We start from the raw sequence: 11,211 nt of genomic DNA, 5'->3' as shown, positions 1-11,211 counted from the left end.
CTTCAGGGGCGGCGGCGGTGGTTTTGGCGGCGGTGGCGCCTCGGGCGGCTGGTAATGACAATAACTAGAGAGCATCAACAACCATGGCATTACTGAGTCAACACGAGCAACGCCAGGTCGCCGAGGCGATCGCCCGGGTCGAGCAACAGACCGACGCCGAACTGGTGACCGTGCTCGCGGCCCGCGCCGACGACTACGCCTACATCCCGCTGTTGTGGGCCAGCCTGCTGGCGCTGGTGGTGCCGGGGATCATCCACTACCTGTCGGGCTGGTTGACCATGTACACCTTGCTGCTGGCGCAGTGGGGCACGTTCGTCGTGCTGTGCCTGGTGTTCCGTTTGCCCAGGGTCACCACGCGACTGATCCCGCGCTCGGTGCGCCATTGGCGCGCGTCCAACCTGGCACGGCGGCAGTTTCTCGAGCAGCACCTGCACCACACGCTGGGCAGCACCGGGGTGCTGATTTTTGTCAGTGAGGCCGAGCGGTATGTGGAAATCCTGGTGGACAAGGGGATTTCCAGTCGCCTGGATGACAGCAGTTGGGATGCGATCGTCAAGGACTTCACCCGCCAGGTGAAGCAAGGCCAGACGTTGGCCGGGTTTGTGGCGTGTATTGAGGCTTGCGGGGAATTGCTCAGGGAGCACGTTCCGGTGACCCACGCACGCAATGAGCTGCCGAATCGGTTGGTGGTGTTGGAGTAGTGTAAAATTCCCGGCATTCCCTGCCCGAGGCGTTTTTGTTCATGTCTGCCACCGCTAAACCTGCCAGCCCCGCGCCGGATCATCACGCGCAGTTCCTCGAACTGCTGAGCGCGAGCCTTGAGCAAAACGCCTTTATCAAGCTGGTGCTGGCCAAGTACGTCGGCACCGAGCCTGATCTTCAGAAGCTGATCATCAAGCAGCTGACGGTCAAGGATCAGCCTTGCCTGTCCTTCGTCTATCGCTACAAGACCCGCGACATCACCAAGAACTTCTCCCTGGCCGACGGCGTGGCGGCAATTGCCGAGTTGTTGCCGGCGGCGTTCAAGAATGCGCACCTGCTGTCGGTGACCGACGAAGCCCAGCTGGAATACAGCAAGAAAAACAAAAGCTCACTGTTCAAAAGCAAGCCGCAGCAACTGCGCGAAGCGCCGTCTGCCGAGCACAACCGCGAGAAGAATCGCTTCCTGGACCTGACCCGGCCCTTCCTCGCCGACCTTGGTGTGACCAACGCCAAACACGAGCTGATCCCGGCGATGTCGCGCAAGTGGAAGCAGATCAACAAGTTCATCGAAGTGTTCAGCCATGCGCTGACCACCTCGCCGCTGAAGCTGGACCAGCCGGTGCGGGTCGCGGACTTTGGCTCGGGCAAGGGCTACCTGACGTTTGCCATCCACGACTACCTGCGCAACACCCTCAACGCCGACGGCGAAGTCACCGGCGTGGAACTGCGCGAAGACATGGTGACCCTGTGCAACAACGCCGCCGCCCGCCTGGACCACCCGGGGCTGGTGTTCAAGTGCGGGGATGTGCGCAGCGTCGCGCCCAGCGAACTGGACGTGATGATCGCCCTGCATGCCTGCGACATCGCCACCGACTACGCGATTCACACCGGCATCCGCTCCGGTGCGTCGATCATCATGTGCTCGCCGTGCTGCCACAAGCAGATTCGCCTGCAGATCCAGAGCCCGGCGCTGCTCAAGCCGATGCTGCAATACGGCCTGCACCTGGGCCAGCAGGCGGAAATGGTCACCGACAGTTTGCGCGCGTTGTTCCTTGAAGCGTGCGGCTATGAGACCAAGGTGTTTGAGTTCATCTCGTTGGAGCACACCAACAAGAACAAGATGATCCTGGCCGTGAAGCGTGCCGAGCCGGTGGACAACGCTCAACTCCTGGAGAAAATCCAGGAGCTCAAGGCGTTCTACAACATCACCGAACATTGCCTGGAAACCCTGCTGCGGTCGGAAGGTTACCTCGCCTGAGTACGACGCAAATCAAAAATGTGGGAGCGGGCTTGCTCGCGAAAGCGGTGTGTCAGTCACCTGATGTATCAACTGATCCACCGCATTCGCGAGCAAGCCCGCTCCCACATTAGATCGCGCTAGCCTTGGGAGCTGGCGCAGGCTTCACGCTGGTCTTGCGCCCCAACATCACCGTCACAATCACCCCGCAGGCAAACAGCCAGGTAATCGGCTCGATGTGTTCACCAAAAAACAGCGCCGAAAACGCGATGGTGAAAAAGATCTGCAACAGCTGAATCTGGCTGACCCGGGCGATGCCACCCATGGCCAGCCCGGCGTACCACGCAAAGAACCCCAGGAACTGCGAAAACAACGAGACATAACCAAACGCCCACCAGGTGCGCATGGAGATCGGCCCTTCGTGTTGCAGCGCCAGGTAGGCCACCGGCCCGATCAATACCGGCGTCGACAGCACCAGCGCCCAGCAGATTACCTGCCAGCCGCCCATCTCCTTGGCCAACCGGCCGCCTTCGGCATAACCCAGGCCACCCACGGCAATCGCGCCGAGCATCAACAGGTCGCCCGCCTGGATGCTGCCGGCCCCGGTGATCAACGCATAACTCAGCACCAGCGCACTGCCCAGCGCCGCGCAGGCCCAGAAGGCCTTCGACGGACGTTCATGGGACAGCCACGCCGCATACAGCGCCACGCACAGCGGCTGCAACCCGTTGACCAGCGCGCCATGGGACGCGGGCAAGGTTTGCATGGCCCAGGCCGACAATACCGGGAAACCCAGGATCACCCCGGCAATCACCAGCGTCAGCCCGCGCACCTGGCGCCAGGTGGGCCAGCGCTCGCGACGCCACAGCAACAAAGCCGCCGCCGGCACCGCCGCAAACAACGCCCGGCCCAGGCCGTTGAGCAGCGGGTGGATTTCCTGCACCACGATACGGGTGAAGGGCAGGGTGAGGCTGAAGATGACGACGCCCAGCAGGCCGAGGGCCATGCCGGTATTTTCGCGGGAGCTCATGGAAGGAACCAGAATCGAATGGGCCGGAAGTGGACGTTCATCTAGCCACAAAGCCCCGCAAACACGGGCTTACAGCTAGGTGCAGATTGAGCCGTACAGTTTGAACGGGCGACTCGGTTCATGTGGGAGCTGTCGAGCCTTGGCGAGGCTGCGATGGGATCAACGCAGTTTACCTGTCAGGCCGAGGTGTCTGCATCGCGGGCAAGCCCGGCTCCCACACAAGCCGGGGTGCTGATGTAGTAGCGGGCCATTACCCGGATCAAGCCTGCGGGTCTATCTTGGCTACTCCTGTCTGCCCAACCGTTCAACCGGAGGAATGTCCCATGGCCGCGAAAAAAATCCTGATGCTGGTCGGCGATTACGTCGAAGACTATGAAGTGATGGTGCCGTTCCAGGCGCTGCTGATGGTGGGGCATACCGTGCACGCCGTGTGCCCGGACAAGTCCGCCGGCCAGACCGTGCGCACGGCGATCCACGACTTCGAAGGCGACCAGACCTACAGCGAAAAGCCCGGGCACCTGTTCGCCCTGAATGCGGATTTTGCCAAGGTGAACGCCGCCGACTACGACGCGCTGCTGGTGCCGGGTGGCCGTGCCCCTGAGTACCTGCGGCTGAACGAAAAGGTCCTGCAACTGGTCAAGGATTTCGATCAGGCTGGCAAACCCATCGCTGCCGTGTGCCATGGCGCTCAACTGCTGGCGGCTGCCGGGATTCTGGAAGGCCGCGAGTGCAGCGCTTACCCGGCGTGCGGGCCGGAAGTGCGATTGGCGGGCGGTACGTTCATCGATATCCCGGTGACCGACAGCCACGTTCAAGGCAATCTGGTGACGGCCCCGGCGTGGCCGGCGCACCCAAGCTGGCTCGCGGGTTTCCTCGGACTGCTGGGCACCAAAATCACCCTGTAAAGCGGAGGTCATCGCCATGTGCGAACTGTACGTCAAGGCCGACCCGATTCTGTACGAATCCCGCTCGCGCTCCCTGCGCATCTGCGGCGTGGTGACCACCGTGCGCCTGGAAAACCAGTTCTGGGACATCCTCAGCGAGATCGCCGAGGTGGATGGGATGACCACCAATCAACTGATCGCCAAGCTGTATGAGGAAGTGATGGATTACCGCGGCGAAGTGGTGAATTTTGCTTCGTTCTTGCGGGTGAGTTGCACGCGGTATTTGAGCAAGCAGCGGGTTCACGCCCCAGAGCTCAGCCTTGTGAATACAAGAAATGGCGCGCAGAAGATCTGAATGTGGGAGCGGGCTTGCTCGCGAAGGCGGTGTGTCAGGTAACTCATGTACCGACTGATCCAGCGCTTTCGCGAGCAAGCCCGCTCCCACATTGATTAGTAGGGGTCAGAAGAACCGCGTCACACTGATCTTCGCATCCCGGCCCTTGGTGTAGGCGCGGTCGCCGCTCAGGGCCGGCCGGAAGTTGTTGTTGAACAGGTTGTCCACGGTGAAGTTCACCTCGGTACCCTTGAGGTAAGCCTGTTGCGGCTTCCAGCTGGCGAACAGGCCTTGCGTGTTGTAGCGCTTGTTGCCGTACTGGTCGTAGAACAGGTCGCCGATGCTGGTGCCCGGGCCGCCGGAATACTTGTCGCTCGGCAGGCGGCTGGTGGCGCCGATGAACTGCCCTTGCCAGCCTACCCGCATATCCAGGCTCGGGATCTTGGTGCCGAGCACCACCACCCATTTGGTTGGCGGAATGTCCCGCGCCCAGACGTCCGGCCCCCATGGGTTGGTGTAGGCGCCTTCATGTTTGCCGGTGGTGTAGGCGAACGATACCGAGCCGAACACGTAGGTGGAGTCATAGAAACTCTCGGCCTCGAAACCCTTGATGGTCATGCCGCCGATGTTGCGGTAGTTGGACATCGCGCCCGGCGGGCAGGCGCTGGAAATCGTCCCGCCGTTGACCGCCTGGTTCTGGCAGCCCACGCCCGTGGCCTTGAAGATTTCGTCCTCGACCTTGTTGTGGAACAGCGTGGTACGCAGTTGCAGGTTGTCGCCGTGGGCGAACACGTCGGCGAAGCTGGTGACGTTGCCCAGGGTGATGGAGGTGATGCGCTCCGGGTCCAGGTCCAGGCTGGTGGCGGTGCGGCTGCCCAGGCCCTGGACTTCATACTGCTCGTCGATCACTGGCGCACGCCAGGTGCGGCTCCAGTTGGCAAACATCGCCACGTTCGGGGTGATGGTCCAGTACGCCGCCAGGCGTGGCGACCAGCCGGTGTAAGTGCGGTCGCTGTAGTCATGGCCGATGGCCGGGTCCGGGTTGCTGTAGTACGGCGCGTCGTTGGCCTCGCCGCGGTTGCGCACATGGTCATAGCGCATCGACGGGGTAATGGTCACATCGCCCAGCGTCACCGCGTCCTGGATAAAGAAGCTGTTGGTGTCGACCTTGCCATGGGGCATGAAGCCCGGCTGGAAGTGCCCGTAGTTGTATTTCGGGGTGTTGTAGGTGGCGCCGGGCATCCACATTTCGGTTTCCCGGGTGTGCTTGCGGATTTGCACACCGGTGGTCACCGCGTGCTGCAACGCACCGGTGGAAAACAGGCTGACGTTGCGTACGTCGAGGTTCTTGTCGTTATAGGAGGTGTCCATCTTGCGCCCGCCGGTGGCCAACTGGAAAAACGCCGTGGCGTCGCGCTCGTCGGTCTGGTCGGTATTGGATTCGGAGTACTTGATGGTCAAGTCCACCAGCGGGTTATTCATCGGCTGGTATTCGTACTTGCCGGACCAGGTGGTGTCGACGGTATTGCGGTTGGCCAGGAAGCGTTTCAGCGCGGCTTCGTAGCCATAGCGGTCGATGTTGGCCTGGGTCGGCGGCGTCGGGTAGCTGGCGGCAGAGAAGGGCGTCCAGCGCTGGCTGTTGGAGCGCGAATACGACAGACCCAGGCTTTGCTCATCGGTGAAGTGAGCATTGAACTTGAACAGTTTGCCGTCCACATTCTGGGCGCTGTTGGGCAGGCGCTTGGGGTTGATCGGGTACTGGTTGTTGTCGTTGGGCAGGGTGGCGGCCAGCTTCATGTCGCCGCCGTCGCGCTGGGTCAGGTAGGCCAGCGCATCGAAGCGGCCGTCATCGGTACGCCCGTAAACGGCACTGCTGTAGACCTGCTCATGGTCGTTGCTGGAGTAGCCGTATTTGAGCATGGCACCGCTGTTGCGCCCGTCCTTGAGCAGGTCCGGGGCATCCTTGGTGGTCATGTTGACCGTACCGCCAAAGCCGCCATTGCCGCTGAAGGGCGAGTTGGGGCCTTTCTCCACTTCGATGCTCTTGATCAGCTCGGGCTCGATAAACACAGTGCCCTGCTGGTAGCGCTCAAAACCGCTTTTGGTGGCGCCATCGACGGTCAGCGGCACGTCTTCGGCGTCGCCGAAACCACGGATGTTGATGGTCTGGCCACCGGGCTTCAGCGAGCCGCCCTGGCTGATGCCGGGCAAGGTTTGCAGCAGGCTGGGAATGTTGTTGGACTGGTAGCGGTCGATGTCCGCCTGGGTCAGGGTGGAACGGCCGACGGTGGTGGAGTCGACCTCGTTGCCGGTGCCGATCACGCTCAGGGCGTCGAGCTGGATCGCGCTGCTGTTGGTGGTCTTGCCCTCTTCGGGGCGTACCACGTAAGTGCTGCCGACCTTGAGCAATACGAACTCGCCGTCCTTGAGCAGGGTGCGAATCGCCACTTCCGGTGTGAAGTCGCCATTGAGGGCCGGCGCCTGGATATTTTTCAGCAGCGCTTCATCGAACAGCAGCTGGATTTTCGCCTGCTGCGCCACCTGGCTCAGGGACGTAGCCAGGGACTGGGCCGGCAGTTGCAGCTTGAACGACTCGGCCTGGGCACTCAGGCTGAAGGCCAGGCAGGCGGCAATGGCGGTGGGTCGAAGAAACAGGTGCTGAACGTGGCAAGGCGCGCGAAACATGAAATCCCCCGGAGTAGCCAAATGGCCAGAAAGGTGTGCGTATCAAACGCAGACCCGAGGAAGACGCGGCAGGAAAAATAATCCTCACATGCGAATGCAAAATATTCTCAAATAAGAATTCCGCGGGGCTATTTGCGCGGTTCGATCCTGATATTGCCGTCGGCCAGGGCCACGGTTTTCACCGGCAATAGCGCCGGCAGGGCGTTGAGCAGGGCGTCCGGATCATTCACGTCCAGATTGCCCGAGACCTTCAGTTGCGCCACCGCGCTGTCCACCAGCAACGGCGCCTGGGGCCGGTACAGGCTCAACTCGTCCATCAGGCTGGCCAGCTCGCGATTACGAAACGACACGTGGCCGCCGCGCCAATCGGCGACCTCGCCGGCAGTGAGGATTTGCTGCTGCAGCGTGCCTTTGGCATAACTGAACGTAGCGCGCTGATCGGCGCCGAGCAGGGTGGCCGGCAGCCTGGCATCCGGATCGAACGCCACTTGCCCATGGGCCACGCTGACCACCAACTGCTGCTTGCTGCGCCGCACATCGAAGCCGGTGCCGACCACCCGCACATTGGCTTCACCGGCCTGCACGAACAGCGGTCGTTCCTTGTCGGGCGCCACCTCGATATACAACTGGCCCTGATCCAGATGCACGATGCGCTGGTGACTGTTGAAGTCCACCCGCAGGCGCGTATTGGCGTTGACGTACAAGGTGCTGCCGTCAGGCAAATGCATGGTGCGCATTCCTTTGGCATGGGCCGCGACCTGGGCGTGGAACAGCTCGCGTGGGGCGCCGATGTTGCTCGTCAGCACGGCACACACCAGGGCGGCAGCCACCGCCAGGGCCGGGCGCCACACGGGTGGTTTGCGCACGGGCAGCGGTGTCGGTTTGTTCAGTTGCTGCAACTGGGCCAGGTCGGCCCAAAGCTGTTCGAATTCCGCATAGGCGCGGGCATTGGCCGGCTCGGACTGCCAGGCGGCAAACGCCTTGCGGTCGGCGCGACCGGCGTCATTGCGGTTGCGCGCAAACCAGCTGGCGGCCTGGGCATCGATGGAGTCGCTGGCCTCGATGTCACAGGTGTCGATGTCGCTCAGACGGGTCATTCTGGCTGCTCCTTGCCCTGTTCTTGTTGAAGTCGCTGCTTGCAATGCAGCAAGGCAAAAGCGATGTGCTTTTCCACCATGCTGACCGAAACGCCCATGCGCTCGGCGATCTGCGCCTGGCTCAGGCCTTCGAAGCGGTGCAGCATAAGGGCTTCTCGTCTTCTCGGCGAGAGTTCAGAGAGGACTTCTTTCAACTGTTCCAGGCGTTGCAGGCGTTGCGCGGCGGCCATGGGATCGTCTCGCGAGTCGCTGACAGGTTCGGCATCCAGTTCGGCCTGCTGCTGGTGGACGGTGTGCCGCACCTTCTGTTTGCGCCAGTGATCGCGCAGCAGATTGCGCGCCATCTGGAACAGAAACGCCCGTGGCTGCTCGACCTGAGCCCGGTCGCGGTAGTCCAGCCATTGGGTGAAGACATCCTGGGTCATGTCTGCCGCGTCGCTGGCGTTGTCCGTGCGTTTACGCAGGAAATGCAGGATATCTGCATAAAACCCGCGAAAGGCATCGGCCGACAGCGGGTCGGGCTTGGGACGAGACATGGATATCCTTCTTGACGAAGCACGACGTGGAAAAGTCGTGAATGATATCGAGAACTATTGTCATTTGTCTCTATTGAAAATCCAAGGTTGGATGCGGACTAAATGTGGGAGCGGGCTTGCTCGCGAATGCGGTGAGTCAGTCGACCTATTAATTGACTGACCCACCGCCTTCGCGAGCAAGCCCGCTGCCACATTTGGATTGCGTTTCAGCGCAACAGGGTCAGTAGTTCCTGCAACTGAACACGGCCTGCCTCAGCCAGCGGGAACACCGGCAGCCGTGGATCCCCCGACTCCAGTCCCGTCAGCCGCAAACCGGCCTTGATCGTCGCCGGCAAGCCACCTTTGAGGATGAAATCCAGCAACGGCAACTGGCGATAAAACAGATCCCGCGCTTTCTCCAGGTCATTGGCCAAAACGGCTTCATACAAATCCAGGTTGAGCTGAGGAATCAGATTCGGCGCCGCCGTGCACCAACCTTTCGCGCCCGCCGCAAACGCCTCCAGTGCCAGCGGATTGCAGCCGTTGTAGAACGGCACCTGGCCCTCGCTGCGCCGGTGCAATTGGTGCATGCGCTGAATATCCCCGGTGCTTTCCTTGACCATGGTCACGTTGTCGACGCTGTTGACGATGCGCAGGATCAAGTCCACCGACATGTCGGTGCCACTGGTGGCCGGGTTGTTGTAGAGCATGATCGGCACGCCGATGCTGTCGCCAATGGCCGCATAGTGGGCGAGGATTTCCGCCTCGCTGAGTTTCCAGTACGAGGCCGGCAATACCATTACCACGTCCGCGCCGTGGGCCTCGGCAAACTGCGCACGACGCACGGCCTTGGCGGTGGTCAGGTCGGAGACGCTGACGATGGTCGGCACACGCTTGCCCACCTTCTGGATGCTGTAGGCGGCGACTTCATCCCACTCTGCATCACTGAGATAGGCGCCTTCGCCGGTGCTGCCCAACGGTGCGACAGCGTGCACGCCGCTGTCGATCAGGCGGTCGATCGAAAGGCCCAGGGCGTCGAGGTCAATGCGCTGGCCGTCCGTGCTGAACGGGGTAATGGTGTAGCCGATAATGCCGTGAATAGAAGGGCTGGACATGGAAAGGTCTCCGGTCGAAAAAGGGTTTCAGTTCAGGCAATCGGCGTGTTGGCGCAGGTTCTGCCGAGCGTAGTAGTTGAACGCGGCGCCGTGGCGCTTGGGCTTGGAAATCCAGTCATGGGCTTCGCGGCCCAGTTCCGGCAGGATCGGCTTGATCGTGCCGGCGGCCATCGCCAGCAGCTGCAACTTGGCCGCGCGCTCGATCAACTGTGCGATCACACAGGCTTCCTCGATGCTCGCCCCAGTGGACAATTGGCCGTGGTGGGAAAGCAGAATCGCGCGTTTATCCCCCAGGGCAGCGGTGATGATTTCACCTTCTTCGTTGCCCACCGGCACCCCGGGCCAGGCTTCGAGGAATGCGCAATCTTCGTACAACGGGCAGAGGTCCATGTGGGACACCTGCAACGGCACTTCCAGCATCGACAACGCAGCGATGTGGGTCGGGTGAGTGTGGATGATGCAGTTCACGTCCGGGCGACCGCGGTACACCCAGCTGTGAAAACGGTTGGCCGGGTTGGGCATGCCATGGCCTTCCAGCACCTCCAGGTCTTCGTTGACCAGCAATAGGTTGCTGGCGGTGATCTCATCAAAACCCAGGCCCAGTTGTTGGGTGTAGTAGGTGCCAGGCGTCGGGCCGCGTGCGGTGATCTGCCCGGCGAGGCCGGAGTCGTGGCCGTTTTCGAACAGGATCCGGCAGGTCAACGCCAGCTTTTGCCGGTCGGTCCACGTATTATCCGCCAGGGTGTTTTGCATCTGGGTCAGCGCCTGCTTGACCAGTTGGTCTTTCGGGAGTGCTAATGTCTTGGCCATATCAGTGTCCTTGTTTGTCTCAAATGACACTAAAGAGACTATATGACACAAAGTGTCATTAGCAAGCATTCATCATCGCCTCTTTAATGGATTAACCGCTGCGCATGTCTATCCGTTTGAAAATATTGAGAAAAAAACTTGGTGTGACATTGGAGTCGCTCGCGGAAAAATCCGGGATGACCAAGAGTTACCTGTCGAAAGTCGAACGCGGGTTGAATACGCCGTCGATTGCGGCGGCGCTGAAACTGGCCAAGGCGTTGAATGTGAAGGTCGAAGAATTGTTCAGCGAGGACAATGTCAGCCTCGACAGCTACAGCCTGGTGCGCAGCCACGAACGGCAGGCGTTGTCGGGCACCGATGCGTCACCGGGTTACGCGGTGCTGGCGCATCAGGTCAGTGAGCGTAGTTTGTTGCCGTTCATCATTTACCCGCCGGCGGAGTTCACCGACAAGACCTTCAAGGAACATTTGGGGGAGGAGTTTTTGTTTGTGCATGAAGGCCAGGTTGAGGTGGATTTCATGAGTGAGCGGGTGGTGTTGAATCGGGGGGATGCGTTGCATTTCAATGCGCAGAAGCCGCATCGGATTCGGTCGGTGGGGGAGGTTCAGGCGCAGCTTTTGGTGGTGGTGCATAGTGCTGAGGGGTGATGGTGGGGGTGGGGGCATATCCGTTATTTGTGTGATGGCCGCTGACGGTTCCGCTCTTACAGCGGCTCACTTTTGAAGAGCGCAAAAGTAAGCAAAACGCTCTTGCCCCACCACTCGGCTCCTCGCGTAGGCTCGGAGTGCCCTCACTCCGGCTT

Annotated in this window: 10 protein-coding genes and 1 pseudogene; 5 read left to right on the top strand and 6 right to left on the bottom strand. The window is 61.1% G+C overall.

The window, feature by feature from the left end:
• Positions 1-83 precede the first annotated feature (83 nt).
• Entirely contained in the window at positions 84-701 is a 618-nt protein-coding gene (locus AC3WKX_RS33440; RefSeq protein ID WP_003209147.1) for a TPM domain-containing protein, read from the top strand.
• 41 nt (positions 702-742) lie between these two features.
• Positions 743-1,960 (top strand): class I SAM-dependent methyltransferase, encoded by a 1,218-nt coding sequence (locus AC3WKX_RS33435; RefSeq protein ID WP_102606424.1) that lies wholly within the window; start codon positions 743-745, stop codon positions 1,958-1,960.
• A gap of 12 nt (positions 1,961-1,972) precedes the next feature.
• Here AC3WKX_RS33435 and AC3WKX_RS33430 read toward each other — a convergent pair.
• A pseudogene (locus tag AC3WKX_RS33430) lies at positions 1,973-2,969 on the bottom strand (DMT family transporter).
• A gap of 323 nt (positions 2,970-3,292) precedes the next feature.
• Here AC3WKX_RS33430 and AC3WKX_RS33425 point away from each other — a divergent pair.
• Positions 3,293-3,874, top strand: coding sequence for a DJ-1/PfpI family protein (locus tag AC3WKX_RS33425; protein ID WP_102606425.1), 582 nt, complete (start codon positions 3,293-3,295; stop codon positions 3,872-3,874).
• Positions 3,875-3,890: 16 nt separating this feature from the next.
• Positions 3,891-4,208 (top strand): ribbon-helix-helix domain-containing protein, encoded by a 318-nt coding sequence (locus AC3WKX_RS33420; RefSeq protein WP_003209138.1) that lies wholly within the window; start codon positions 3,891-3,893, stop codon positions 4,206-4,208.
• A 105-nt stretch (positions 4,209-4,313) separates the two neighbouring features.
• Here the strand turns inward: AC3WKX_RS33420 and AC3WKX_RS33415 are convergent, their stop codons facing one another.
• The 5 genes from AC3WKX_RS33415 to AC3WKX_RS33395 all read right to left on the bottom strand — a co-directional run bounded on the left by AC3WKX_RS33415 (position 4,314) and on the right by AC3WKX_RS33395 (position 10,409).
• Positions 4,314-6,872 (bottom strand): TonB-dependent receptor, encoded by a 2,559-nt coding sequence (locus tag AC3WKX_RS33415; RefSeq protein WP_003209136.1) that lies wholly within the window; start codon positions 6,870-6,872, stop codon positions 4,314-4,316.
• Between the two features lie 128 nt (positions 6,873-7,000).
• A complete protein-coding gene (locus tag AC3WKX_RS33410; protein ID WP_003209134.1) occupies positions 7,001-7,969 on the bottom strand; it encodes a FecR family protein in 969 nt (322 codons plus the stop codon).
• Positions 7,966-8,505 carry an RNA polymerase sigma factor gene (locus AC3WKX_RS33405; protein WP_087692632.1) on the bottom strand — a complete coding sequence of 180 codons (540 nt, stop codon included), beginning with the start codon at positions 8,503-8,505 and terminating at the stop codon, positions 7,966-7,968. Before AC3WKX_RS33405 ends, AC3WKX_RS33410 begins: the two co-directional genes overlap by 4 nt.
• Before the next feature lie 206 nt (positions 8,506-8,711).
• Entirely contained in the window at positions 8,712-9,599 is an 888-nt protein-coding gene (locus tag AC3WKX_RS33400; protein ID WP_102606426.1) for a dihydrodipicolinate synthase family protein, read from the bottom strand.
• Positions 9,600-9,626: 27 nt separating this feature from the next.
• Entirely contained in the window at positions 9,627-10,409 is a 783-nt protein-coding gene (locus AC3WKX_RS33395; RefSeq protein WP_003209128.1) for an aldolase, read from the bottom strand.
• A 104-nt stretch (positions 10,410-10,513) separates the two neighbouring features.
• Here AC3WKX_RS33395 and AC3WKX_RS33390 point away from each other — a divergent pair, with 104 nt between their 5' ends.
• Positions 10,514-11,056, top strand: a complete 543-nt coding sequence (locus tag AC3WKX_RS33390; RefSeq protein WP_003209127.1) for a helix-turn-helix domain-containing protein — start codon at positions 10,514-10,516, stop codon at positions 11,054-11,056.
• Positions 11,057-11,211: the final 155 nt, after the last annotated feature.

It is taken from the genome of Pseudomonas sp. GP01-A4 (genome assembly GCF_058780865.1).
The sequence above is the reverse complement of the archived record's forward strand: the minus strand, read 5'-3'. Positions and strand labels throughout refer to the sequence as shown.

Coding starts and splice junctions, on each gene's coding strand:
- AC3WKX_RS33440 (WP_003209147.1), top strand. CDS start 84: ATGGCATTACTGAGTCAACACGAGCAACGCCAGGTCGCCGAGGCGATC.
- AC3WKX_RS33435 (WP_102606424.1), top strand. CDS start 743: ATGTCTGCCACCGCTAAACCTGCCAGCCCCGCGCCGGATCATCACGCG.
- AC3WKX_RS33425 (WP_102606425.1), top strand. CDS start 3,293: ATGGCCGCGAAAAAAATCCTGATGCTGGTCGGCGATTACGTCGAAGAC.
- AC3WKX_RS33420 (WP_003209138.1), top strand. CDS start 3,891: ATGTGCGAACTGTACGTCAAGGCCGACCCGATTCTGTACGAATCCCGC.
- AC3WKX_RS33415 (WP_003209136.1), bottom strand. CDS start 6,872: ATGTTTCGCGCGCCTTGCCACGTTCAGCACCTGTTTCTTCGACCCACC.
- AC3WKX_RS33410 (WP_003209134.1), bottom strand. CDS start 7,969: ATGACCCGTCTGAGCGACATCGACACCTGTGACATCGAGGCCAGCGAC.
- AC3WKX_RS33405 (WP_087692632.1), bottom strand. CDS start 8,505: ATGTCTCGTCCCAAGCCCGACCCGCTGTCGGCCGATGCCTTTCGCGGG.
- AC3WKX_RS33400 (WP_102606426.1), bottom strand. CDS start 9,599: ATGTCCAGCCCTTCTATTCACGGCATTATCGGCTACACCATTACCCCG.
- AC3WKX_RS33395 (WP_003209128.1), bottom strand. CDS start 10,409: ATGGCCAAGACATTAGCACTCCCGAAAGACCAACTGGTCAAGCAGGCG.
- AC3WKX_RS33390 (WP_003209127.1), top strand. CDS start 10,514: ATGTCTATCCGTTTGAAAATATTGAGAAAAAAACTTGGTGTGACATTG.